This window comes from Xenorhabdus doucetiae, from assembly GCF_000968195.1.
GTDB classification, from domain to species: domain Bacteria; phylum Pseudomonadota; class Gammaproteobacteria; order Enterobacterales; family Enterobacteriaceae; genus Xenorhabdus; species Xenorhabdus doucetiae.
The window spans coordinates 2,139,771-2,165,864 of sequence record NZ_FO704550.1; the positions used below are offsets into that span (position 1 = coordinate 2,139,771).

General features: G+C 43.9%; 22 protein-coding genes. 15 read left to right on the forward strand and 7 right to left on the reverse strand.

Going from position 1 to position 26,094, the window contains the following annotated elements; translation table 11 throughout:
* The first annotated feature begins 28 nt into the window (after window positions 1-28).
* The 5 genes from XDD1_RS09610 to rnd all read left to right on the forward strand — a co-directional run bounded on the left by XDD1_RS09610 (window position 29) and on the right by rnd (window position 6,860).
* Window positions 29-1,945, forward strand: coding sequence for an ATP-dependent DNA helicase (locus XDD1_RS09610; protein WP_045970696.1), 1,917 nt, complete (start codon window positions 29-31; stop codon window positions 1,943-1,945).
* A gap of 93 nt (window positions 1,946-2,038) precedes the next feature.
* Complete coding sequence (gene tsaB, locus XDD1_RS09615; protein ID WP_045970698.1) at window positions 2,039-2,734, forward strand: tRNA (adenosine(37)-N6)-threonylcarbamoyltransferase complex dimerization subunit type 1 TsaB; 696 nt, start codon at window positions 2,039-2,041, stop codon at window positions 2,732-2,734.
* 134 nt (window positions 2,735-2,868) lie between these two features.
* Window positions 2,869-3,453 carry a Slp family lipoprotein gene (locus XDD1_RS09620; protein WP_045970699.1) on the forward strand — a complete coding sequence of 195 codons (585 nt, stop codon included), beginning with the start codon at window positions 2,869-2,871 and terminating at the stop codon, window positions 3,451-3,453.
* A gap of 463 nt (window positions 3,454-3,916) precedes the next feature.
* Complete coding sequence (gene fadD / locus XDD1_RS09625) at window positions 3,917-5,611, forward strand: long-chain-fatty-acid--CoA ligase FadD (RefSeq protein ID WP_045970701.1); 1,695 nt, start codon at window positions 3,917-3,919, stop codon at window positions 5,609-5,611.
* A 112-nt stretch (window positions 5,612-5,723) separates the two neighbouring features.
* Window positions 5,724-6,860 carry a ribonuclease D gene (rnd, locus tag XDD1_RS09630; RefSeq protein ID WP_045970703.1) on the forward strand — a complete coding sequence of 379 codons (1,137 nt, stop codon included), beginning with the start codon at window positions 5,724-5,726 and terminating at the stop codon, window positions 6,858-6,860.
* A gap of 309 nt (window positions 6,861-7,169) precedes the next feature.
* Here rnd and minE read toward each other — a convergent pair whose 3' ends face one another.
* The 3 genes from minE to minC are packed head-to-tail and all read right to left on the reverse strand — an operon-like array spanning window position 7,170 to window position 8,962.
* The gene (minE, locus tag XDD1_RS09635) at window positions 7,170-7,439 is read right to left on the reverse strand and encodes a cell division topological specificity factor MinE (protein ID WP_045970705.1); all 270 of its coding nucleotides are present in this window, start codon (window positions 7,437-7,439) and stop codon (window positions 7,170-7,172) included.
* A gap of 3 nt (window positions 7,440-7,442) precedes the next feature.
* The gene (minD, locus tag XDD1_RS09640) at window positions 7,443-8,255 is read right to left on the reverse strand and encodes a septum site-determining protein MinD (RefSeq protein WP_045970707.1); all 813 of its coding nucleotides are present in this window, start codon (window positions 8,253-8,255) and stop codon (window positions 7,443-7,445) included.
* 23 nt (window positions 8,256-8,278) lie between these two features.
* Window positions 8,279-8,962: a septum site-determining protein MinC gene (minC, locus tag XDD1_RS09645; protein WP_045970709.1), complete on the reverse strand. Its 684-nt coding sequence runs from the start codon at window positions 8,960-8,962 to the stop codon at window positions 8,279-8,281.
* A gap of 174 nt (window positions 8,963-9,136) precedes the next feature.
* Between minC and XDD1_RS09650 the strand changes: the two genes are divergently transcribed.
* The 6 genes from XDD1_RS09650 to XDD1_RS09675 all read left to right on the forward strand — a co-directional run bounded on the left by XDD1_RS09650 (window position 9,137) and on the right by XDD1_RS09675 (window position 12,492).
* Entirely contained in the window at window positions 9,137-9,415 is a 279-nt protein-coding gene (locus XDD1_RS09650; RefSeq protein ID WP_045970711.1) for a YcgL domain-containing protein, read from the forward strand.
* A 46-nt stretch (window positions 9,416-9,461) separates the two neighbouring features.
* Complete coding sequence (locus tag XDD1_RS09655; protein WP_045970713.1) at window positions 9,462-10,547, forward strand: lytic murein transglycosylase; 1,086 nt, start codon at window positions 9,462-9,464, stop codon at window positions 10,545-10,547.
* A gap of 37 nt (window positions 10,548-10,584) precedes the next feature.
* Window positions 10,585-11,241, forward strand: coding sequence for a fumarylacetoacetate hydrolase family protein (locus XDD1_RS09660; protein WP_045970715.1), 657 nt, complete (start codon window positions 10,585-10,587; stop codon window positions 11,239-11,241).
* 18 nt (window positions 11,242-11,259) lie between these two features.
* On the forward strand, window positions 11,260-11,697 hold the full coding sequence (locus tag XDD1_RS09665) for a YcgN family cysteine cluster protein (RefSeq protein WP_211353868.1): 438 nt from the start codon (window positions 11,260-11,262) through the stop codon (window positions 11,695-11,697).
* A 163-nt stretch (window positions 11,698-11,860) separates the two neighbouring features.
* A complete protein-coding gene (locus XDD1_RS09670; RefSeq protein WP_045970718.1) occupies window positions 11,861-12,064 on the forward strand; it encodes a hypothetical protein in 204 nt (67 codons plus the stop codon).
* Window positions 12,065-12,180: 116 nt separating this feature from the next.
* Entirely contained in the window at window positions 12,181-12,492 is a 312-nt protein-coding gene (locus tag XDD1_RS09675; protein WP_045970720.1) for a type V toxin-antitoxin system endoribonuclease antitoxin GhoS, read from the forward strand.
* A 444-nt stretch (window positions 12,493-12,936) separates the two neighbouring features.
* On the opposite strand, the gene XDD1_RS09680 is transcribed toward XDD1_RS09675, so the two are convergent.
* Window positions 12,937-13,932 (reverse strand): 2-hydroxyacid dehydrogenase, encoded by a 996-nt coding sequence (locus XDD1_RS09680; protein WP_045970721.1) that lies wholly within the window; start codon window positions 13,930-13,932, stop codon window positions 12,937-12,939.
* Window positions 13,933-14,097: 165 nt separating this feature from the next.
* Here XDD1_RS09680 and XDD1_RS09685 point away from each other — a divergent pair, with 165 nt between their 5' ends.
* From XDD1_RS09685 to XDD1_RS09695, 3 genes are read left to right on the forward strand one after another with little or no spacing between them, the layout of a single operon-like run.
* Window positions 14,098-16,722, forward strand: a complete 2,625-nt coding sequence (locus tag XDD1_RS09685) for a YdbH family protein (protein WP_045970723.1) — start codon at window positions 14,098-14,100, stop codon at window positions 16,720-16,722.
* 44 nt (window positions 16,723-16,766) lie between these two features.
* Window positions 16,767-16,943 carry a YnbE family lipoprotein gene (locus tag XDD1_RS09690; protein WP_197541025.1) on the forward strand — a complete coding sequence of 59 codons (177 nt, stop codon included), beginning with the start codon at window positions 16,767-16,769 and terminating at the stop codon, window positions 16,941-16,943.
* Between the two features lie 10 nt (window positions 16,944-16,953).
* Entirely contained in the window at window positions 16,954-17,274 is a 321-nt protein-coding gene (locus tag XDD1_RS09695; protein WP_045970727.1) for a YdbL family protein, read from the forward strand.
* A gap of 34 nt (window positions 17,275-17,308) precedes the next feature.
* On the opposite strand, the gene XDD1_RS09700 is transcribed toward XDD1_RS09695, so the two are convergent.
* Window positions 17,309-17,947, reverse strand: a complete 639-nt coding sequence (locus XDD1_RS09700; protein ID WP_045970728.1) for an FMN-dependent NADH-azoreductase — start codon at window positions 17,945-17,947, stop codon at window positions 17,309-17,311.
* Between the two features lie 399 nt (window positions 17,948-18,346).
* Here XDD1_RS09700 and hrpA point away from each other — a divergent pair, with 399 nt between their 5' ends.
* A complete protein-coding gene (hrpA, locus tag XDD1_RS09705; RefSeq protein ID WP_045970730.1) occupies window positions 18,347-22,252 on the forward strand; it encodes an ATP-dependent RNA helicase HrpA in 3,906 nt (1,301 codons plus the stop codon).
* Window positions 22,253-22,438: 186 nt separating this feature from the next.
* On the opposite strand, the gene XDD1_RS09710 is transcribed toward hrpA, so the two are convergent.
* Together XDD1_RS09710 and XDD1_RS09715 are read right to left on the reverse strand one after the other, a co-directional pair.
* The gene (locus XDD1_RS09710; protein WP_045970732.1) at window positions 22,439-23,461 is read right to left on the reverse strand and encodes a fimbrial protein; all 1,023 of its coding nucleotides are present in this window, start codon (window positions 23,459-23,461) and stop codon (window positions 22,439-22,441) included.
* 48 nt (window positions 23,462-23,509) lie between these two features.
* Window positions 23,510-26,065 carry a fimbria/pilus outer membrane usher protein gene (locus XDD1_RS09715; RefSeq protein WP_045970734.1) on the reverse strand — a complete coding sequence of 852 codons (2,556 nt, stop codon included), beginning with the start codon at window positions 26,063-26,065 and terminating at the stop codon, window positions 23,510-23,512.
* Between the last annotated feature and the right edge of the window lie 29 nt (window positions 26,066-26,094).

Consider the following 26,094-nt stretch of genomic DNA (forward strand, 5'->3'; position numbering starts at 1 on the left):
TGCCACATTTTATTGAAAGAGACAGTTTGTGTCAGACGATTTTGCGAAAAATGGCATACTTGCCAACGCCATACCGGGTTTTAAGCCGCGTGATGCCCAATGGGAAATGTCTTCGGCTATTACCGTTGCGATCAAAAAACAGCAACAACTGGTCGTGGAAGCAGGAACGGGAACCGGTAAAACATTTGCTTATCTGGTGCCTGCTTTGCGCTCCGGTAAAAAAGTGATCATTTCTACTGGCTCCAAGGCGTTGCAGGATCAGCTCTACAATCGAGATCTTCCCACCATCGTTGATGCTTTAGGTTTTACAGGCAATTTGGCGCTATTAAAAGGGCGTTCAAATTATTTATGCCTTGAACGCCTTGAACAACAGTCAATCGGCAATTCCCAACTGGAAGCCGAAATATTGGCACAAGTTATCAAACTCAGGCATTGGTCAGCCCATACAGAAGAGGGTGATATTAGCACCTGCCACCAAGTGGCGGAAGACAGCACGGTTTGGCCGTTGGTCACCAGTACTAATGACAATTGTCTTGGCAGTGATTGCCCACGCTATCAGGAATGTTTCGTTCTGAAAGCCCGCCGTAAAGCGATGGAAGCGGATATCGTGGTTGTTAACCATCATCTATTTATGGCCGATAGAGTGGTTAAGGATAGCGGATTTGGTGAATTAATCCCGCAGGCCGATGTAGTGATTTTCGATGAGGCTCACCAGATCCCCGATATTGCCAGCCAATATTTTGGTCAGCAGTTAAGCAGCCGCCAATTAATGGATTTATCGCGTGATATCATCATGGCTTATCGCACTGAAGTTCGGGATCAGGCGCAGTTGCAAAAAAGTGCCGATCGTCTCAGCCAAAGTGCGCAAGATTTTCGTTTGTCATTGGGTGAAAACAGCTATCGGGGTAATCTCCGGGAAGCGTTACAGCAGCCGCAAGTTCAGCGAGCATTAGTGCGTTTGGATGATGCCCTTGAGCTTTGTTATGACGTGATGAAGCTCTCTTTGGGGCGTTCAACCATGTTGGATGCGGCTTTTGAACGGGCAACGGCTTATCGCAATCGTCTTAAGCGCCTGATTGATGTCAGCATACCTAATTACAGCTATTGGTTCGAAAGTTATGGACGGCATTTTTTGCTGGCGCTGACACCATTATCTGTTTCCGATAAATTCAGTGAGATGATCCGTGAACAATCGGGTTGTTGGATTTTTACATCGGCAACACTGTCGGTCAATGAACAGCTAAACCATTTCACCGAGCGTTTAGGGTTGAAACAAGCCCAAACATTACTTCTGCCCAGTCCATTTGATTACCCACGGCAAATGTTATTATGTGTTCCGCGTCATTTACCCTCACCTAACCAAAATGGTGGTGCAAAATTGCTGGCTCGCATGTTGAAGCCATTGATTGAAAGCAATAAAGGGCGTTGCTTTTTCCTCTGTACTTCCCACCAAATGATGCGTGGTTTGGCAGAAGAGTTTCGTGCCAGTATGACGTTGCCGGTATTGGTACAGGGGGAGACAAGTAAGTCACAATTGCTGGCTCAATTTATCTCTGCGGGTAATGCATTACTGGTGGCAACAAGCAGCTTTTGGGAAGGGGTCGATGTCCGTGGCGATGCGTTGTCCTGTGTTATTATTGATAAATTACCGTTTACTGCGCCGGATGATCCCTTGCTCAAGGCGCGTATCGAAGATTGTCAACTTAAGGGCGGCGATGCTTTTAATGAAGTTCAACTTCCCGATGCCGTGATTGACTTGAAGCAGGGCGTTGGACGACTGATCCGTGATATTGATGATTATGGTGTTGTGGTGATTTGTGATAATCGATTGGTAATGCGTCCATACGGTGAGGTTTTTCTAAATAGCCTGCCTCCCGCTTCCCGTACCCGTGATTTATCAAAAGCCATCGCGTTTTTGCAATCACGCCCACCGCGGTCTGAGTAAAATGCAGTTTGAATAAAATGACGGGGCGATGATGTTGGGGCTATGCTAGTATAGCTCCTTATTTTTGATTCTATATCTTGCCGGAGTTAAGGCATGTCCACGCGGATTTTAGCTATTGATACTGCAACTGAAGCTTGTTCTGTTGCACTTTGGAATGAAGGGGCTGTCGAAGCACAGTTTGAAATATCCCCACGAGAGCATACGCAACGTATTTTACCGATGGTTCAAGCGGTATTAGCGGAAGGCGGAGTGAGCCTGCAACAATTAGATACGTTAGCGTTTGGACGTGGGCCGGGCAGTTTTACCGGTGTACGGATTGGTGTTGGCATTGCGCAAGGGCTGGCACTGGGCGCTGAATTACCGATGATTGGCGTTTCTTCCCTGAAAACAATGGCACAAGGTGCTTTTCGCCTGAAGGGCGCAACAAACGTTCTGGTTGCCATTGATGCACGGATGGGCGAAGTTTACTGGGGACAATACACCCGTAATTCTCAAGGTGAATGGCAAGGCGATGCAACGGAAGCCGTGCTAAAACCTGAACAAGTGCAAGCGATCATGAGTTCCTTGTCAGGTGAATGGGCAATTGCCGGAACGGGGTGGCAAGCCTATCCTCAATTATTGAACAGCCACTTAACGCTGACAGACAGCGACATGACTTTGCCTCATGCGCAAGATATGCTGCCATTGGCAATCCAGATGTGGCAATCGGGGAAAGCAACCGCAGTTGAGCATGCTGAACCTGTTTACTTACGTAATGAAGTGACATGGAAAAAATTGCCGGGTCGTTAAGGATCTGTTGTCTGGGGCAATAAAATTCATGCAACTTGTGGCAGAAAGCAGTGTCCATGAATAGAGAAAGAGCTAGAGTATGGCTAACCAGATTCAGGTTAGCTTAATAAGATTTTTCTGTGTTTGGAGGATTTATGCTCAATGGAACATACTATCGAAGCATACTGCAAGCGGCGCTACTGGTGGGAACCTTAGCACTTGCGGGCTGTGTGTCAGTTCCTGATGTTATTAAAGGAACAAGTAAGACACCGGTAGAAAACCTGTTTTCTGTCAAAAATGCGCCTGAATTATACATTGGGCATGAAGGGCGATTTGGTGGAAAGGTATTGAGTGTCTTAAATGAAAAAGATCATACCCGATTGGAAATATCTGCCATGCCACTGGCAAGTAATGCCGCCCCACGGTTGGATACACCTTCTCTGGGACGAGTTTATGCTTATGTGAATACGTTCCTGGAACCCAGTGATTTTAAAGATCATTATGTTACTGTCGTGGGTTTGATTACTGGCCTTGAACAGGGAAATGTAGGCAATAGCCCGTATCATTACGTTGTGATGAATGCCACGGGGATGAAACGTTGGCATGAATCTCAGAGAATGATTTTTCCTTCTGCCGTAGCCATTGATCCGTGGAATTATTATAGCAACCCTTATGATCCGTTTTGGCGCGGCTATCCGCCACTTCAACCTGTATCTGTTGAAACGATTTTAACGGAATAGTTTTTTGTCAATCAAAAGATATCTGGTGGCAGGCAGAACCTAACAGAAATAAACCTGCCACTAGCCATACATTCAATATGTTTATTCTATAAGCTAAATCCTATTATAAATTCTATTCTTAATAATTATCTTTTATTGGAGTATCCTACTTATAACTATTTGGAATAATGGTAAGACTCTAAGTCAAGAATTAGTAAATCGGTGTATAATCAATGGATTATAAATACAAGTACCAATAAATTAACTAATTCATTGATAAATAACAAGAATATTCAGGCGGCAAAGGCTGCCTTATTTTTTTGCAATAATTGATAGTATTAAATTAGTGATGTGCATCGCCAACCTGAACATTGTTCCTTTTCAAACTGGTACGCTGAGTTAATAATTTGTTAAATATACAAGTCTGGTTTGTTTGTTTTATGGGCAGTGATTACATCGCAATTAGATTTCAGGAGTATTCAACTTGGAAAAAGTCTGGCTAAAACATTATCCGGCAGATGTTCCGGCAGAAATCGATCCCGACCGTTATACGTCGTTGATTGAAATGTTTGAGAATGCTGTGGCACGTTATGCTGATCAAAGCGCATTTATCAATATGGGCGAGGTAATGACTTTCCGTAAATTGGAAGAGCGTAGCCGTGCCTTTGCTGCCTATTTACAGAATGGTCTGGGGCTGAAAAAAGGGGCTCGCGTGGCATTGATGATGCCAAATTTATTGCAATATCCCGTGGCACTGTTTGGCATTCTGCGTGCAGGTATGATTGTGGTCAATGTGAATCCGCTCTATACCCCGCGTGAGTTGGAACACCAGCTTAATGATAGTGACACCTCTGCTATTGTTATCGTTTCTAACTTTGCACATACCTTAGAAAAAATAGTCTTCAACACGCCAGTTAAGCACGTTATTTTGACGCGCATGGGTGACCAACTTTTCCGTCCTAAAGGAACCCTGGTTGATTTCGTCGTGAAATACGTTAAACGGCTCGTGCCCAAATACCACTTACCGGATGCTATTTCGTTCCGTAGTGCGATGCATAAAGGTTACCGCATGCAGTATGTCAAACCGGATGTGCAAAGTGAGGATTTGGCTTTTCTGCAATATACGGGGGGAACCACGGGGGTAGCAAAAGGTGCAATGCTGACTCACCGTAATATGCTGGCAAACCTTGAACAAGCCAAAGCTTGTTATTCTCCATTATTGAAGCCGGGGCAAGAAGTCGTGGTAACGGCATTACCGTTGTACCATATCTTTGCTTTGACGATAAATTGCTTGTTTTTTATTGAAATGGGCGGGCAAAACCTGTTGATTACCAACCCGCGTGATATACACGGCACGGTCAAAGAACTCGCGCGTTATCGTGTTACCGCGCTATCAGGTGTTAACACACTATTCAATGCCTGGCTGAATAATGCAGAATTTCAGAAACTGGATTTCTCCTCATTACGTTTATCGGTTGGCGGCGGTATGGCTGTACAGAGAGTGGTGGCCGAAAAATGGCAAAACTTGACCGGTTGTCACCTGTTGGAAGGTTATGGATTGACAGAATGTTCCCCTCTGGTTTCAGCTAATCCACATAACTTGACTCATTACAGTGGCAGTATTGGCTTCCCCGTTGCTTCAACAGAAATTAAATTAGTAGGGAATGACGGTAATGAAGTTTCACCGGACGAAGTCGGTGAAATGTGGGTACGTGGGCCGCAGGTAATGAAAGGTTACTGGAACCGTCCTGATGCGACGGATGAGGTGTTGAAAGATGGCTGGTTGGCAACCGGGGATATTGCTAACGTAGATGAAAAAGGCTTTTTTCACATTGTTGATCGGAAAAAAGACATGATTCTGGTTTCAGGGTTTAATGTCTATCCAAATGAAGTAGAAGAAGTTGTTTCTTCCCATCCTAAAGTGTTAGAGTCGGCAGCAGTAGGCGTTCCGAGTGAAAACTCAGGAGAAACTGTCAAAGTATTTGTTGTGCGTAAAGATCCCAGCCTGACTGAAGATGAACTTAAAACGCATTGCCGTCATTACCTGACAGGGTATAAGGTGCCAAAACTCATTGAATTCCGCAATGAGTTGCCAAAATCCAATGTCGGTAAGATTCTTCGTAAAGAACTACGTAATGAAGAATTGGTAAAAGTGGATGATGATGCTGCTACACATTGATCATGTTTATTGCTGTGCTCCATTGATTTTAAACCATAGGCAGTCAACAAAAGCGCCGGTTTCTTACCGGCGTTGTTGTGCACGTCTTATGAATGGCTAAGAGAATGATGTTTTGAACTATCAGTTGATTAACACCGATGCCCAGTTGCAGTCAATCTGTGAGCAGGCAAAAAAACACGCAAGAATTGCATTAGATACTGAATTTGTACGTATACGGACGTACTATCCCCAATTAGGTTTGATACAACTGTTTGATGGTGAACAGCTTTCTCTGATTGATCCCCTCGACATTTCGCAATGGCAGCCTCTTAGGGAGCTATTGACTGATCCAAATGTATTAAAATTTATCCATGCTGGCAGTGAAGATCTGGAGGTTTTTGGTCATAGTTTCCAATGCTTGCCAGAGCCCATGATTGATACCCAGGTATTGGCGGCGTTTGTTGGTCATCCCATATCGTGTGGCTTTGCGACACTGGTTGCTGAATATTTACATATCGAATTGGATAAGAGTGAATCCCGCACTGATTGGCTGGCTCGGCCATTGAGTGGAAAGCAATGTCAATATGCTGCGGCAGATGTCTACCATTTATTACCGCTCGCCGATATCTTGATGGAAAAGGCAGAGTTGGCGGGGTATTTGGATGCGGCAAAAGATGAAAGCAATCTGATAGCCCAGCGCCGTAAAGAGATATTGATGCCGGAGTATGCTTATAAGGATATTGGTAACGCATGGCAATTACGGCCAAGGCAATTGGCCTGTTTGCAAAAATTGGCTGCATGGCGTTTAAATCAGGCGAGGGAACGTGATCTGGCGATCAATTTTGTGATCCGTGAGGAAAATTTATGGCAAGTAGCCCGCTATATGCCGACCTCTTTGGCAGAACTGGATGCGTTGGGATTGAGTGGGCAAGAAATTCGTTGTCATGGTCGTCGATTGTTGGCGATGGTGGCAGAGAGCAGGAATATTCCAGAAGAGGCCTGTCCGGATCAGATTGTGAATTTGATTGATTACCCTGATTATCGCAAGGCGTTCAAGGAAATTAAATCACTGGTCACTCAGGTGGCGGAATCCCACCATTTCAGTGCCGAGCTGCTGGCTTCTCGCCGTCAAATCAATCAATTACTGAGTTGGCATTGGAAATTGAAATCATCAAAATATCAACCTGAATTAATCAAAGGCTGGCGCGGTATGTTGCTGGCTGAACCTATTGCAGAAATATTGACAAACTATTCGGAGTCATACCGTTAGTTCAATAACGGTCACAACTCTAGCTCTATTTAAGAGATATCATTTTGCTTCCCTGTTTGATATACAGGCAGGGAAGTAAGACTGTTTTTACTGACTTTAGTTGTTACCGCGGCCAATAATATAAACACGCTTTTCTTTGATACTTAATGTACATTATTAGGTAAAAATAATGTTTATATTTTGTTTTGTTATCTTGCCTTATATGTAGGTATTTCTCGTTCTTGATCTTAAATCGGGATACTACCGCACCCCGATTTATTATTCTCAAAAAAATCACCGTGTTAAATTAAATAACGTTATTTGATGCTGTTATTTTGGCGATTCTTCAACCTCAGGTAAGGTGACATTAAGCTCTAGCACAGAGATATCATCGTTTTTTTGCTCAAACTGCACAGAAAGCATGTCTGGATCGATTTGGACATACTTACAAATAACAGCCAGAATATCCCGTTTCATTTCAGGCAAATAGGCAGGCTCAGAGTCACCACGGCGCCGCTCTGCCACGATGATTTGTAGCCGCTCCTTGGCGATATTGGCCGTCGGTTTTTTTCTCGACAGGAAGAAATCTAACAAAGCCATGCGTTATCCCCCAAACAGGCGTTTTAAAAAGCCCTTTTTTTCTTCTTCGATGAAACGGAAAGGCCGTTCTTCACCGAGTAAACGTAAAACCGTGTCTTCGTATGCTTTACCGGCGTCAGAATCTTTGTCCAAAATGACGGGTTCCCCTTGGTTGGATGAACGGAGAACAGATTGATCTTCTGGAATGACGCCAAGTAAAGGAATACACAGAATTTCCAGTACATCTTCCATACTTAGCATATCGCCGCGATTGACACGCCCTGGGTTATAACGTGTCAGCAGAAGATGCTCTTTGATAGGATCTTCCCCTTTCTCTGCACGGCGTGATTTGGATGCCAGGATACCTAAAATACGATCAGAATCACGAACAGAAGAAACTTCTGGATTGGTCGTGATAATTGCCTCATCGGCAAAATAGAGCGCCATCAATGCGCCGCTTTCAATACCTGCGGGTGAATCACAGATAATAAATTCAAATCCCTGTTGATCCAATTCATTCAGAATTTTCTCAACCCCATCTCGAGTCAGGGCTTCTTTATCACGGGTCTGGGAAGCGGGTAGAATATATAGATTATCGGTGCGTTTATCTTTGATAAGCGCCTGATTTAAACTGGCATCACCTTGAATGACGTTCACGAAGTCAAAAACCACACGGCGTTCACATCCCATGATGAGGTCGAGGTTCCGCAAACCGATGTCAAAATCGATAACAACGGTTTTTTTCCCTCTTTGGGCGAGACCGGTAGCAATGGCCGCGCTTGAAGTGGTTTTGCCAACGCCACCTTTACCAGATGTAACAACAATAATGCGTGCCATGAAGCGATTCCTTGTTATAAGGGCTAGACTAAAGTTTCAATAGTTAATTCATTGTTCACCAGACGTAATTTTGCTGCTTTGCCAACAAAATTTTCTGGGATTTTTTCACTGAGCCAATATTGACCTGCAATAGAGGTGAGTTCAGCGTTTAAATGGGTGCAGAAAATCTGGCTTTCTTGATCACCAGATGCGCCTGCCAATACTCGTCCCCGCAGCACACCATATATATGAATATTTCCATCAGCGATTAATTCTGCACCAGCGCTCACATTATTTGTCACAATAAGATCACTGTTTGGTGCATAAATTCTTTGTCCTGAACGAACAGGCGTATTAATTATACGAGTTTTTTTGAAAATAGGTTCAGTCGGTTTATTTTCTTGCGTAAGAACTTTCTGACTTTTACCTTCTTTCAATAAAGGAAGTTCAGATTTCAGAACAATTTCTCGTTGTGCTTCATCCTGGCAACCACTGATGCCAACGACGCGCAACCCAACTGACTCAATGGCTCGGTGGAGTGCAAGGAGATCTGCACCAACAGGGAGAGCAGAAATATTGATAACAACGGGAGCATTTTTCAGGAATTCGGGAGCTTGCTCCATTTTTTCCTGCATAGCCTTATGAATAACTTCCGGCTTATCATCATACAAATGAACGACCGAAAGCGTAAAATTACTGCCTTTTAGCTCAATTGGCGACTGTGACATCGATATTCTGACTCAGCAAGGTTAAGTTTCCCAAAGTAGTTTACACAAACGCGATTACACAAACATTTTCCTAGAACAGTCTCTGGGAGACGATATTCTTAAATATAATAAGCATGTTATAGTTAGTGAATTATTCAAGCAAGTCGCAGAGTTAATTTAAAAGAGTTTATGACAATGATTGGTGTAATCTACAGAAGCCCAAAACGTGACCAAACCTATCTGTATATTGAAAGAAAAGGTGATTTTTCGCGTGTTCCTGAAGAGCTGTTAAAAACATTTGGTGAACCTCAATATGCAATGATGATTTCATTATCTGAAAGAAAAAAATTGGCAAATGCGGATATTGAAAAAGTCAAAACCGCATTACATGAACAAGGTTTTTACCTGCAAATGCCACCGCCAGTGGAAAGTTTGCTCAATAAACATCTGACATCAAACACATCTAAACAATAAAAATCGTTGATAATGGCCTGATCCTGAATTGAGGAGGCGCTGATTTATGAAATTAATCACTGGGATAACGTTATTGACGGCAACCCTGCTGGCCGGGTGCAGTACATCAAGTGGTAAACCATTACACCATCAATCCGTGTTGACTTCACGATCCCAGGCAGAAGTCAGGACATTGGAGCACGCTTTTCCATTGCATTCCCGCGAGCCATCACAGTTTCCTGACTATGTGGCTTTGCTGAAACAGCAAGCTCTGGAGCAGGGGATCAGTGAAAAAACATTAGATCGGGCATTTGCCAATATCCATTTTATTCCGCATGTTATTAAATCTGATCGTAACCAACCAGAGAAAAAAATTACACTGGATAGTTACCTGAATCGTGTCTTGCCAGCCTGGAAGGTTGAACAGGGTGCCAAGGAATATGAAAATAATAAACCCCAGTTAGAGAAGATCAGCCGTCAATACGGTGTACCTAAAGCCTATATTGTTGCTTTGTGGGGCTTAGAGAGCGGTTTTGGCAAATTTCAGGGAAAAGAAGATGTCATTTCAGCATTATCCACGCTAGCCTTTGAAGGCCGCCGAGAAGTGTTTTTTATCAAACAATTATTGGCAGCGTTAGAAATCATTGAAAATCAATACATTAATCAAGATCAAACGTTAAAAGGCTCTTGGGCAGGAGCGATGGGGCAAAGCCAATTTATGCCAACCTCTTACTTAACCTATGGGGCTGATGGCGATGGTGATGGCAAAATTGATATTTGGCACAATAAAGAAGATGTTTTTGCCTCGACAGCCAATTACTTGCATAAGGAAGGGTGGAAACAGGGTTTACCCTGGGGATATGCCATTTCGTTACCTGCTGGCTTCAATATCGCTCTGGAAGGCATTAAGCCCGAACAGGGAAAAACCATTGCCCAATGGCAAGCATGGGGGATCTCATCCCCGCATTTTGCTCACCTGCCAACAGATACCAAAGGTTGGATAGTCATTCCTGATGATTCAGCACAACGGGCATTTTGGGTAACACAGAATTTCCGCACCATCATGCACTGGAATCGTTCTTACTATTTTGCCCTGAGTGTTGGTATGATGGCGGACGGTATTATGCAACGTACTCATTTTCTCGCTCGTTGAAAATCAGATCCTGAAAACAAGATAAAGGAACAATGTTATGTACCAGCATCGGGATTGGCATGGCGTGTTGTTGGATTTTCCTGCTAATAAAGTTGTTTGTGTTGGCAGTAATTACGACAAGCACATGAAAGAGATGGGCTCCCAATCGACTGAAGAGCCGGTGATATTCATTAAACCTGAGACGGCGCTGTGTGATCTACGTCAGCCTGTTTTCATCCCACAGGAATTGGGTTGTGTACATCATGAAATAGAATTGGCTGTTTTGATAGGTTCGACACTCAAAAATGCCAATGAGGAGCGGGTCAGTCAGGCGATTGCAGGCTTTGCTGTTGCGTTGGATTTAACATTACGTGATTTACAGCGTGAATTTAAACAATCAGGGCAACCGTGGGAGAAAAGCAAAGCGTTTGATCGATCCTGCCCGATATCAGGGTTTATTCCTGTCAATGCCTTTGATGATCCACAAAATGCCCAACTTTCTTTAACAGTTAATGGCGAATTGCGCCAAAACGGCAATACGAGTGACATGCGAACACCTATCATTCCGTTGATTAGTTATATGTCACGTTTTTTTACCCTGCGCCCAGGCGACATTATTTTGACGGGAACGCCTGAAGGCGTAGGGCCACTGCAATCTGGTGATGTATTAGGCGTTTCTCTCAATGAACATGCCTTGACAACCAGAGTGATTTAACCACGAGGAATGACAGAAATTATGTCTCAACCTTTCTGGCAGGTGAAAACCTTAGAACAAATGACCGATCAAGAGTGGGAAGCATTATGTGATGGCTGCGGCCAATGCTGCCTGCATAAGTTGATGGATGAGGATACGGATGAAATTTATTTCACCAATGTTGCCTGCAATCAACTGAATATTAAAACCTGCCAGTGCAAGAATTATGAAGATCGTTTCAGATACGAGCCTGACTGTATCAAATTGACTCGCGAAAATATGAATACATTTGAATGGTTGCCGAAGACCTGCGCCTATCGTCTGATTGGCGAGGGAAAACGGCTTTTTCCGTGGCACCCATTAGTCAGCGGTTCAAAATCGGCAATGCACGCGGCGCGGATTTCTATCCGGTATATCGCGGTGCGTGAAGCGGATGTGGTGGATTGGGAAGATCATATCCTTAACAGGCCTAAGTAATTATTTCCCCGCATCGCGGGGAGATTAGAGTGGCAGCCGCAATCCCACGTCACGGATGGCGTTAAACAAACCGTATAACCAACAGCTAATTAATGGAATGGCAAAAGAAAAATACGCAATGTAGTGTTGTCGTGGGTACAAAACAAAATGAAGGAGTCAATGTATGAGTAAATATATTATTACTTATAACGGCCTTGATAATAACAATACCGTTATCGTTAGCTCTCAGATTGCTCTGGATATTGATGTGAGCGCAATCACTGCGGCTGGCTTTTTAGAGCTGCTTAATACCGACGCGCTCAGTCATGCTGTAGGGTTAAATAACAATGTATCCAGAATTGCGATTGTTAGAGTACTTGGGCTGTAATTAAACCCTATCCTTAATAACCCGCTCCGGCGGGTTTTTCTCCCATTTTTCTGACTTTTAACAGTAAAGAAAATCTGATAACTTGTTTGTTCAATCGTCAAAACAAGGAAAGAAAAATGGCAAGTTATTTGATTCGTGTGGAGCTTTCTGGCACGGGTCCTGAGGGTTATGAAAAATTACATAAAAGGATGACGGCGAATCAATTCAGCCAATCTATCCGTTTTCCTAATGGGAAATGGCATCGTCTGCCTAGTGGCACTTATATTGGTCATTCAACGATGGAATCCATTCAGTTGGCGGAAAAAATCAAATCTATGGCTATACCATTTTCAGACAGAGATCCGGCAATATTCGTTTGTACTTACAGTAACTGGAGTGCATCACTATATCCCGAAAAACCGCGAACTGAATCCGGCTCAGGCGAGTGATTGGGAAAACGCATTAACCCTGTATTGCTTAGCCTTTTTATTCTGGTCAATTTTATTACCTAAGCATTGTCTTATTGTTACAACAACCTAACTAATTTAATACCTATTGTAATAAATATTAGTATGGAATTTATGCTGCATACCCAATATATATAAAATACTGTTTGTCTGTTTCTATATCAGACAATCAAGGCCACTACCGTGCAGCTATGGATGTTTGTTTGATAATGAGGGAAAGCAAAATGAAAAACAGATTGATGAGCTATGTAACGTTTGTAGGGGTTTGGATTACTGTAACATTAACCATTGGCATCCTATTGTCATAAGCAGATAAGAAAAATGAGTTCTAAGCCTCGCTTTGGCGAGGTTTATTATTTAAGTAAAGCCCGACATTACCCAGCCAATACTGGGTAATGTCGGGCGGTTATTGGTGATTTTTGATCGTTATTCAACCATATTCGGACAAGGCTTTCCGGAAATGACTTGCTGAATATTTTGTAAGGTTGTTTCACTGATGCTGGTTAAGGCTTCTTCGGTTAAGAATGCTTGATGACCCGTAAACAGCACATTATGACAAGAAGATAAACGGCGGAAGATATCATCTTGGATAACGTCATTTGATTTATCTTCAAAGAATAAATCCCTTTCATTTTCATAAACATCCATGCCAAGCGCACCAATTTTCTGTTGTTTCAGTGCGTTAATGGCAGCGGCGGAATCAATCAGCGCGCCCCGGCTGGTATTAATGATCATCACACCATCTTTCATTTTGTTGAATGCGGTTTCATCCAATAAATGGTGGTTTTCTGGTGTCATTGGGCAATGCAGGGAGATCACATCAGATTCAGCGTATAGCGTCTCTAAATCCACGTATTCCACACCCATATTTACCGCGTCAGGATTGGGGTAGGGATCATACGCAAGTAAACGCATCCCGAAGCCTTTTAAAATTCGCAAAGTCGCAACGCCGATTTTTCCCGTTCCGATAATGCCTGCGGTACGTTTGTACATATTGAAACCGGTTAATCCTTCAAGGGAGAAATTAGCATCGCGGGTGCGTTGGTAGGCGCGGTGAATGCGTCGGTTAAGACATAACATTAAGCCAACCGTGTGTTCGGCAACCGATTCAGGAGAATAAGCCGGTACTCGAACAACTTGAATGCCTAATTCCTTCGCTGCATCCAGATCGATATTGTTGAATCCGGCACAACGTAATGCCAGAATTCTGATGTTCATTTCTGCTAATTCTTGCAGCACTTCCCGCCCGCCATCATCATTGACGAAAATACAGACTGCATCCGCACCAATGGCATTTTTGGCCGTCTGTGGGCTCAAGGGAAAATCAAAAAACTCGATATGATAGCCAAAGCCAAGTTTTTGGTTGAGCATTTCAAAATGCTTGCGGTCATACTGCTTTGTACTGTAAACAACCAACTTCATCACAACATCTCCACCATACAGTAACTCTATCTTTCGCTATACTCGAATAAATCGCCTGTAAGCTATTCATAGTGATAGCTTCTATAATAAATCGGCTTAGAGCCTGATATGAGATTATCATAACAGGAAGTCGTTCTCAGGTTGAAAAGAAGAGATAGGGAATTAATGGCAAAAGTACTCAAGGTGTTTGCAGTGATGGTGATACTGCTGGCGTTATTAGTGTTGGCGGGATGGTATACACTTCCACGTTGGTTGCCATTGATTGCCAGTTATTGGTTGCCACAGGGAATCACTCTGTCTTTGAGCCAACCTCGATGGACAAACAGCGCATTATGGTTAGATGAATTGTCATTAAAGGCAAAAGCGTGTGAGTTGATAAAAGTCTCCGGGATCTCTGTGGCGTATTTATCCGGGGAAAAGAGTGAAGGCCGCAACTGGAATATTCATGCTGCCAATATTGACAGTCAGAGCCAATGCTTGGCGCAATTACCTCCAGAGGAAAAACAATCAGCCCCGTTATCTGTTCAAGCGATATTATCCGCGATCCCTGCAATGGATATTACGGTTGATCGTTTGGCTCTTATGCCCTGGCAAGCGTTTGCCGGCAAACTTCAATTCAGTTCATCACCTCAGGGGAAAATGTTGTCTTATCAAGGCGAAAAATTAAAACTCGATGCGCATATTACCGATAAACAACATCTCATTGTTCAGCATTTTTTTATGCAGTTACCTGAGCAGGTGATTTCCCTGAATGGAAATATCGCCTTACCCTTGAATACGGCAACGTTACCAGAACAAGGCCAGATTACCGCGCATTTATCTTTGAACCAATATCCCGACCCATTACAACTGGCATTAAAATGGCAGGGGCAACAGGGACAACTCACCGTTATTGAACAAAAAAACCAGCAAATGTTGGCAGAATTACCCTGGTTATTCGATGAATCGCAGTTCCGGATAGTGAATGGCCATTGGCAATGGGTAGAAAACAATCAAACGTTATCCGGCAGGGTGAATATTACGCTTGAACAGTGGAAAAAAGGGTTGTCCGGTATGTCTGTCAGTGGGCGGGCGAATTTGATCACGCAAAATAAACAGGGTAAAGGCAATGTTGTGCTTTCCGTGGAGCCAACACCCATTAATATCACCAATGCCCATATTCCATTTCAGTTAACCGGGCAAATGAACAGCGGGCGAATGGTAATGAGCATGTCATTACCTGCGGTTATTACCGGGCCATTGATTGACCCCAAAATTATTTTTCGTTCAGGGGCATTGTTTCGGGTTTGGGGAAAGATCAGTGAAACATTGACTGTCAAAGAAGCCCGCTTACCTTTGGCGGGCACTTATCTGACCCGTGAGGGCTTTACGGGGCACCTGCAAGCCATTTTAACGGCACAAGACAATTATTGGGGTCAATTTAAGTTACATCTGGATGGCTTCGCAAAAGATTTTATCCCCGATCAGGGAAATTGGCATTGGCGTTATTGGGGGAAGGGGCAATTACCGCCGTTACAAGCCAAATGGGATATCGCGGGCAGGGGACGTTGGGATCACTCACAAATAACGGTAGAGACATTAGATACCGGTTTTGATTCGATCCAATATGACCTTGTTAAGATGCAGGCACCACGCTTAAAACTGACTAAGCCGTTAACGTGGCAACGTGCGGCAGATCGTCCCCATTTAACGGGCGATTTACAGTTATCTGCCCAGAAAACAGAATTTCGTTCCGGCGGTTTTCTGCCAGCCTTTGATTTTAAAGCCACGCTTACAGGGGAATCGCCTGATAACTTTATGTTGAATGGAAAATTGTACTCCGATGGCATTGGCCCAATTCCTTTTTATGGCCGCTGGGATGGCGAGCGATTGCGGGGAGAAGCCCGTTGGCCGAGACAGTCTTTATTAGCGTTTCAATCTTTGATTCCGCCAGAATTGGGTATTACCGTGCTGGGCGGCAATATTTATGCCCAAGCGGCTTTTTCTGCTGCCAAGGGGCAGGGATTACGTGCAGGCGGTCATTGGGTAGTCAAAAACGCGGGGATGTGGCTGAAAAACGGCGAAGTTAATGGCTTAGATTTTGTGTTGCCCTGGCGTTTGCAGGAGCACACCTGGCAATTAGGGTTGGGATCTCCCGTTCAGTTGCGGATCAAAGCCATTAAGGGACTGTTTGAGATGCAAAATGTGACCGCCGATCTGTTGGGCTACTATCCGGCAACGGATAAACAGCCACTAAAATTGACCAATGTGAATGTGGATATACTGGATGGTAAATTGGAAATGGACCAATTACAGATCCCACAAAAAGAAGCGGCGGTATTACGGTTTAACAAACTCAATTTAAGCAAATTGTTTGGTGTGTTAAAAGTTAAACAAATGGCGATGTCAGGCAAAATTAGCGGTGAATTACCCGTATTATTAAATGATGATCGTTGGATTATTCAACGGGGATGGGTAGCCAATGACGATTATCTGACATTGAGATTGGATAAAGATACCGTTGATTCTATCGGGAAAAATGACTTATCAGCAGGTATGGCCATGGATTGGCTGCGTTATTTAGAAATCAGCCGTTCAAAAGCCTATGTGACGCTCGATAATTTGGGGATCTTAACATTGCATTCAGAGATTAGCGGGGTGAATCCCGTGGTAGACAGAAAACGTGAAGTCAGGCTCAACTATCATCATGAGGAGAACGTTTTTCAGTTATGGCGCAGCCTGCGTTTTGGCAGTAATCTGGAAGAATGGTTACAGAAAAATATATCTGTAATGGGCAGGAGTGATAAATGATAAAGAATATTGGCTTCAAGTTGCCAACGGTTAGAACAGGGGTGATGTGGGTCAACGTGGCCTTACTTAATATAGCCTTGGCGGGCTGTATCAGGCTGGAAATGGCGACACCGGATAAACCCATCAACATTAACATGAACGTGAAAATTGAGCATGAAATTCATATTAAAGTCGACCGGCAAATCGAAGATATGCTCAAAAACAACTCGAATTTATTCTAAGGATGAGAATATGAAAAAAGTCGGCGTGATACTGCTGTTGAGCCTGTTATTCAGTCCCTTTGCCGTGGGCATGACGCTGAGTGAGGCCAAACAACAAGGGCTGGTGGGAGAGACATTTAGTGGTTATCTGGCATTGGTCAAAAATACCCAAGATGCTCAATCCGTGGTTAAAAGAGTTAACGACGAGCGGCAAAAGAAATATGCTGAGATTGCGGCTCAAAATAACATGACGACAGAGCAAGTTGCCAAAATAACCGGCGAAAAATTGGTACGCCGTGCAGCGTCGGGAGAATATGTCCTTGGCATTAATGGACATTGGGTGCAGAAATAAGCGCGCTGGTTGGCGCGCCATCTTGGGAACGAGATTAAGCCACGATTTTTTCGGGTTGCTTTTGCCCTATTTTCGCGACGACAGCATTTATCGTGTTACGAGCATCTTGGTGGGTTTGGTTAGCAGTTTCTGCCCCCAGCGCCAAACCTTCAGCAAAGACAAATTCCACATCGGTAATCCCGATAAATCCAAGGAAAGTGCGTAAATAGGGAGTCATCACATCGGCTGGACTGTTTTTGTAGATGCCGCCACGGCTGGTCAAAATCACCGCGCGTTTACCTTTCAGCAACCCTTCCGAGCCTTTTTCAGTGTACTGGAAAGTGACACCCGCACGGGCAATCAGATCAAAATAGGTTTTTAGCTGAGTCGGGATAGTGAAGTTATACATTGGCGCAGTGATGACAATAACATCATGTGTTTTTAACTCTCTAACCAACTCATCCGACAGGGCCAAAACGGTTTTTTGGCGCTCTGTCAACTCGCTATCGCTTGGACGCAAGGCACTGACTAACTCGCCATCAAGTACTGGAACCGGGTTTTCAGCCAGATCACGGATAGTCATGTTGCTTTCTGCATGGTCAGCCAACCACGTTTCCATAAAATAGTCGGCCAGTTTATTGCTTTGGGAATATTGTGCCAGGATGCTGGATTTCAGAACCAGTACTTTATTCATTTTTTATTTCCTCAGTTATCGGTATTCAAGATGCTTTTATTATCTCCCCGCGCCGCTGGGAGATAATACGCTGCTATCTTACGGTTGCAACTTGAAGTTAATGGGATATAAGAGACTAATAACTTCATTGATAATATTGTTTGTGCATCACATCTTATACAGAGAGTTATTCAGTCAATAGCACAATATTTTGAGATATTCGTTCAAATTCATTGAATCAATACAGGGAGAGTATTATCACGGGTAGGTCGTATCTCTTGAGCAATCGACGAAGTGGAGAATATATAGAGAGTCACACAAGATATGTTACACTTCTAACCGTTAAGTTATAAAAAACAATCCCCTGAGCCTGCAAAAAAACAGCGCTAGTCAGTTAAGAACGTCACAAGGATTTATCACGTGGAATCACCTTTGACAGCACCATTTGCTGAATTATTCGCTGAACTTGATCACACACCGCTGCGCGATCAGTTCCGTTTAAAAAAACGCCTGCATGGAGCAGCGAAAATTAAGAATCAAGTCTCCTTGCAGGCTGTAGCACAATCCATTGCTGCGGATATCGCGACGGCAAAACAGAAAGTCATCCATCGTCAGGCTGCATGTCCTGCGATTCACTATCCTGAAAACCTGCCGGTCAGCCAGAAGAAAGACGATATCTATCAGGCTATTCGGGATCATCAAGTTGTCATTATTGCCGGGGAAACCGGTTCGGGTAAAACCACCCAAATCCCCAAAATCTGCCTTGAGTTGGGAAGAGGCGTTAAAGGGCTGATTGGCCATACCCAGCCCCGTCGTTTGGCAGCGCGTTCTGTGGCTAATCGCATTGCGGATGAATTGGAAACGCCGCTGGGATCAACCGTCGGTTACAAAGTCCGTTTTAATGATCAGGTCAGTGACAATACCTTAGTTAAATTGATGACTGACGGTATTTTGTTGGCAGAATTGCAGCAAGATCGGTTGTTATTACAATATGATACGTTAATTATCGATGAAGCTCATGAACGCAGCCTGAATATCGATTTTATCCTCGGTTATCTGCGTCAATTACTGCCTAAACGCCCTGACCTGAAAGTCATCATTACCTCTGCAACCATTGATCCTGAACGCTTCTCCCGTCATTTCAATCAGGCGCCGATTATTGAAGTCTCCGGGCGTACTTATCCGGTAGAAGTGCGTTATCGCCCGGTGGTTGGCGATGATAATAACAGTGATCGGGATCAGCTTGAGGCCATTATTGACGCCGTGGATGAATTGGGGCGTGAAAGTGCCGGTGACATACTGGTTTTTATGAGCGGCGAACGCGAGATCCGTGATACCGCGGATGCACTCAATAAACAAAATTTCCCCCATACTGAAATTTTGCCGCTTTTTGCCCGGCTGTCTAACAGCGAACAGAACCGGATATTCCTGCCTCATGTTGGCCGTCGCATTATTCTGGCAACCAACGTGGCAGAAACATCATTGACTGTGCCGGGTATCAAATACGTGATCGATACCGGTTTTGCCCGTATTAGCCGCTATAGCTATCGAACCAAAGTCCAGCGTTTGCCGATAGAGCCGATATCACAGGCATCGGCTAATCAGCGAAAAGGGCGCTGTGGCCGTGTTTCGGACGGGATTTGTATTCGTCTCTATTCAGAAGAGGATTTTTTATCACGCCCGGAATTCACTGATCCTGAAATTCTGCGTACCAATCTGGCTTCCGTTATTTTGCAGATGACGTCGATTGGTTTGGGCGATGTCAGCGCATTCCCCTTTGTTGAAGCGCCGGATAAACGCAATATCCAAGACGGTGTTCGTCTGTTAGAAGAGTTAGGTGCGATTGATCCCGAATCATGGTCAGAGGGAACTTACCGATTAACGCCAATGGGACGGCAGTTGGCTCAGTTGCCTATCGACCCCCGTCTGGCGCGCATGGTACTGGAAGCCAAAGCTCGGGGTTGTGTTCGCGAAGTGATGGTGATTGCTTCCGCTTTGTCGATTCAAGATCCACGGGAAAGGCCGTTGGAAAAACAGCAGGCTTCTGATGAAAAACACCGCCGTTTTGCGGACAAGGATTCAGATTTCATCGCCTTCCTGAAACTGTGGGATTTTTTGCTGGAACAGCAGCAAGCGCTTTCCAGTTCTCAATTCCGCAAACTTTGCCGGCAAGATTATCTGAACTATCTTCGCGTCAGGGAATGGCAAGATATTTATACTCAGTTACGGCAAGTGGTGAAAGAGATTGGTTTGCCGATCAACAGTCAGGAAGCGGATTATCGCAGTATCCATACTGCCTTGCTGACCGGGCTGTTATCCCATATTGGTCAGAAAGACACGGATAAACAGGAATATACCGGCGCGCGTAATGCCCGTTTTTCGGTTTTCCCCGGTTCCGGATTATTTAAAAAGCCGCCTAAATGGGGGATGGTGGCTGAATTAGTGGAAACCAGCCGCTTGTGGGGGCGCATTGCCGCGCGTATAGAGCCTGAATGGATCGAACCGCTGGCTGCCCATTTAATCAAAAAGCACTATAGTGAACCGCACTGGCAGAAATCTCAGGGCGCGGTGATGGCAACAGAAAAAGTGACTTTGTATGGCTTGCCGGTTGTGGCCGGGCGTCTGGTCAACTACAGCCAAATCGATCCCATGTTGTGCCGCGAACTCTTTATTCGCCATGCACTGGTTGAAGGTGATTGGCAAACCCGTCATTCCTTTTTCCGTGCTAATTTGAAATTGCGTGAAGAAGTGGAAGAGCTGGAACACAAATCCCGTCGGCGGGATATTCTGGTTGATGATGAAATCTTGTTCAGTTTCTATGATCAGCGAATTGGCAAGGACGTTGTTTCAGCGCGTCATTTTGACCGCTGGTGGAAAGTAGCCGGTCAAGATCAGCCGGAATTGCTCAACTTTGAAAAGAACATGTTGATCAAGGGAGATGCCAACAAAGTCAGTGCGTTGGATTACCCTAATTACTGGTATCAAGATAATTTAAAATTCCGCTTGAGTTATCAATTTGAACCGGGAACCGATGCGGATGGCGTGACGGTGCATATTCCTTTGCCCGTATTAAATCAGGTCAGGGATGAAGGATTTGACTGGCAAATTCCGGGTATTCGCCATGAATTGGTGATTGCGCTGATTAAATCACTGCCCAAACCCATCCGCCGTAATTTTGTCCCGGCACCTAACTATGCGCAGGCCTTTCTGGAGCGGGTAACACAACCTCAGGCGTCGTTACTGGACAGCCTTGAAAAAGAGCTGCGCCGGATGACGGGAGTGACAGTGTCACGTGAAGACTGGCAGTTGGAACAAGTGCCTGATCACCTGAAAATGACATTCCGTGTGCTTGGTGAGAAAAATAAACCGTTGGCTGAAAGCAAAGATTTGTCAGCATTGCGACTGAAATTGAAAGGAAAAGTTCAGGAAACGCTTTCAGCCGTTGCCGATGACGGCATAGAGCAAAGTGGATTGCATATCTGGAGTTTTGGTGCATTGCCCGAATGCTACGAACAAAAACGGGGAGGTTATTCTGTTAAGGCGTTTCCGGCATTAGTTGATGAAAAGGACAGTATCGGCATTAAACTGTTCGAAACCGAATTTGAACAGCAAAATGCCATGTGGGAAGGCACACGCCGGCTATTATTGCTGAATATTCCATCACCAATTAAATACTTGCATGAGAAGTTACCCAACAAATCCAAACTGGGTCTGTATTTCAATCCCTATGGGAAAGTATTGGACTTGATTGATGACTGTATCTCCTGTGGCGTGGACAGGCTAATCGCAGAAAACGGCGGTTTAGTGTGGAATGAACAAGCATTCTCCGGCTTACAGGATAAAGTGCGTGCTGATTTGAATGATGCGGTGGTGGATATTGCCAAACAGGTGGAACAGATCCTGACCGCAGTCTTTAATCTCAACAAGCGTCTGAAAGGGCGGGTAGATATCGCCTTGGCACTGGCGTTATCGGATATTAAAGAACAAATCACCGGTCTGGTCTTTAATGGATTCGTGACTTCTCATGGCTGGAAACGTCTGGCAGATGTTTTGCGCTATTTAAATGGCATTGAGCGTCGATTGGAAAAATTGGCGGTGGATCCTAACAAAGATAGGGCACATATGAGCCGGATTGAAAATATCCAGCGCCAATGGCAACAATGGTTGGCAAAATTGTCTGTTCAACAGAAACAATTGCCGGAAGTAAAAGAAGTACGTTGGATGATTGAAGAGCTTCGAATTAGCCTGTTTGCCCAGCAATTGGGGACTGCATATCCCATCTCAGATAAGCGTATTTTGCAGGCGATGGAAAATATCGCGTTGTGATCTTGCAATTGATGGGCTGTAGTCGCTTTACTACGGCCCATCAATTTGTTTTTGGATTAGAAGAGGTGTCTCACTTTTCTGTTAATTATAGTTACAACATACTTTTTAAGTACCAACTCAAAAAATCCAGCTAGCCAAACAACCTCCACAACAACATTGCTATGGAGGATACAGAAAAGGGCGCTTTTATTGATAAGTTAATGTAACTGTCGCCGTTGCATCTGCTTTACCGGGAGTAATTCGCGTATCAGTCTGGATATAGCGGGCACTCAGTGGAATTTGAATAGATCCTCCTGACTGGGTTGAACCGGATACAAATGGTGCGCGCATTGATACGGGGCGGTTTCGATACAAGATCTGTAAACCGACACCGGTTGCCGTGACGTTGTCACTGTTATAATCCAACGCCCAAATATTGTTGGCATTGTTTTTGGCAGGACGCCCATCCAACAAGACTTGGACATTAAGATTTGCATCACAATCTAATCCTAGCTCGAAACTTTTGTCTCCGGCAGTACTATAAATCCCCCGAAATTCACTTTTTCTGATATCCCCCATATTAACAAAGGTCGTGTTTTGTTTAAGAGAACATCCTTGAGTAATAATGTGAGTATTTTCCAAATAAAAAGTATTAATCGCTTTATGGCCTATTTTGGCTCTGGTTAATACTTGTCTATGTGTGTCTCCTGAACCTGTAGTCGGCGCAATTTTGATTAATTGCACGGTTAAATAACCCCACGTGCTGCCACAATAAAGTAGTCCATTTTGATAAGAATATTTTGTTGAATTACAGGTGGCAGGACGTTCCACTATTCTGGGCAACCAGTCAATACCATAACCCGGCCCCCAGGTATTAATACGTATTCCCACGCCAGGCACACCGGATTCATAAATGGCGTCATTATTGTAGTTTGCTCTTACAAAACCAGGTTCATCCCACGAAGCCGGTATCGGCTGATGACAAACAGCGATATCGCCTTGCTCAATCACTTGGTCGAGACGAACTTCCCCGATGGTGGTTCCGATAGGGTGATCTCTGGAAATAACGATAGTTCCAAAAGAGACGGGGGTCATTTTGTTGAGCGTTTTAGTATAGTTGCAGTTACTGTGTGCCTGACTGGCAAAACTGCTCATCATGCCGGCGATAAACAAACCTGCCATTAATGGTCTTAAGAATAATTTTAAGAATAATTTTAAGCTGCTAGCCATAAATGATTTCCATAATATGTAGAAATATCAAATGAATATTCCATATTGTTATTCACAGGATGTGTTCAGAATGTATAAACCGGATTCTGGTGTTTTCTCCGGAAGCTGATAATTAACATGACATTCTTGCACCTCTTTATGACCCCATTTCACCCATATCCGGCCTGACTGGGGAACACCACTGAGATAAACCTGACCATCATTACCGACAATAGTGCTGTTGATTTCATCAGTTTCATTCTTGGGCTCTAAAGCTGCGGTTGCACCGAATGGAACGGCTTTACCTTGATGGGAAAGTATCAGTAAGGCGCGATAGCCAATACGGGTCTGGAAATTGGCCAGCGTCAGTGAACCTTGCGTTGGAATGATAGTTTGCGTATTGATATCAATATCAACATTGTTACCCATTGAATACGTATCCAGCGCAATACGGTTTTTTCGGTAGCTACTGGCATAAGGCACAATGGCATGGCCTTGCCAGTCAGTCTTGATGCCAGTCTGGTTTTTTACTTTGACGTCTGACGCACCATTAGCACGTACTAATACCGGTGTATCCCCTAAAGATTGGGAAAGGGTGATGCCATAAGGATGGGCGACGATCCCGCCGGATAAACCATAAGTCAGTTGTCTGGCGTGTTTGTCGTAATTGTAACCTGCGTTGACTTGGCCATATGCTCCCTTGTATTCTGCGCCGATGTTTCCGCCAACATCTTGATTGCGGCTGGTATAACTTTGCTGAATGTTATAAATCAAATTGTTATCTTCAAGAGCTGTACCATTTAGACTGATTTGGTGCGAGGTATCACCGTTTTTACTGTCAGTGATGTTATAGCTTACCCAGCTATTTTTCAGCCAACGATCAAGGGGAATTTGAACGCCAAATGAGATAATTTGTTCATTGCGATCTGAACCAGGGAAAGCGCTATGGGAGTAATTCAGACTATAATTAATGGCATTGTAGCTCGTGTTATAACCCGCACTGATATTTCTTTCATAACCTTTTTGCTGCCAATAATCCTGTTGGAAAGCCGATAAATAGATAGCGCCCCAATCACCAAGGGACTGATTAATATGTAGCTGTAATTTACTGCGTTTATTGGTGCTGTTGTAGGTTTTTCCATCGGTTCCAGTACCTAACTCATTCGCCTCTTTAAAATCGTAAAAATTTTGTGTCGAGTAACGATAACCGGCGAGAGTCAGGCTGGTGCCTGTCTGGGACAGATCTTTGGCATATTGGAAGCGATAAGATTGACCATACTGACTGGAATTCGGTATTAAATGGGTTTTGGCGTAAGTGACATCAAAAGAAAGGGAGCCCCAGTCAACCAGACTGTAGCCTGTACCTAACGCGATGGATTGATAATCTTTTGCAATCGTCGTTCCGCCATAAGCAGTCACACGATTGGAAATACCATAAATCATCGTACCCTGCATGAAATAGGGATCTTTTCCCCGCGGAGAGTTAGAGCGGTATTTTCCCAACGTCAGCGAATGCCGCAGGCTATTTTCTCGTAACATCACGGGCATAGTAGAAAAAGTTTGCACAGAACGGTGTTCACTTCCATCGGCTTCTTTGACAATGACTTCGATATTTCCTGTCGACGTTGTTGGATAGAGATCATTGATAATAAAAGGCCCCGGAGGAACGTAAGATTCATAAATAATGTAACCATTTTGTTTAATGGTGACTTGAGCATTACTTTGGGCAATTCCTCTAATGGTTGGCGCAAACCCTTTTAAACTATCGGGCAACATATTGTCATCAGAAGACAACTGAATCCCACGAAACTGAAAACCATCAAAGATAAGAGATGAGGTATAATTGTCTCCAAATATAAGCTGACTTTTCAGTGCATGAATATCTCGCTGAAGATACGTATTGATATTTTGCCATTTTTTATTCTGGCTGCTGTAAGTAGAATAGTTCCGCAAACGCCATGCTTGCCAATTGGCACCGGTTCTGAGACTGAGAAAATGGTTGTTTGTTGATCCGGGTTGATTATCCTGCCAACTCATGGAACCACTGTAGCTATAATTGACCAACAGAGAGGTTAATCCCTGATCCCACAAATGAGGAGGCACATAATCTCTTGCCTGATTGTTCAACGCGGCTTGGGGAACGCTAATATCCAACCGCTGTTGTTTGAAATCAAACAATGTTGATGCAGATGGAATATGTTGACCGAGATCAGAAATTTCTGTTTCTTGCGGTAAATCAAGTAATGTAGGAAATGCCTCAATATTGACACCCATCTCCTTGAGTTGAGATATTTTAAGTTTGGGTGATAGTTTATTATTGACGATAACAAAATCGATATTACCGGTATCTGCTTTTTCCCGATTCAGATAAATATCTACCCAATAACGGCCGGGAGGTTGTTGATCATCTTGAGTAAAGATCGACAAATCAATATCTTCAAAACCTGAATAAGTTTCCAACGCATTAATGTTGAAATACTCTTCAGCGTGAGCTTTATGGTTATACGCCCAAAAGGGAATGCTTAACAACACATAAAGAGATGCCTGACTATATAGGCAACGCCAGCTTGGTTTGAAAAATAACGCCCAATTATCAGAAAGATTTTTTTGAAGATAATGATTCATAATAATTTTCTAATTTTGATATACCCTCT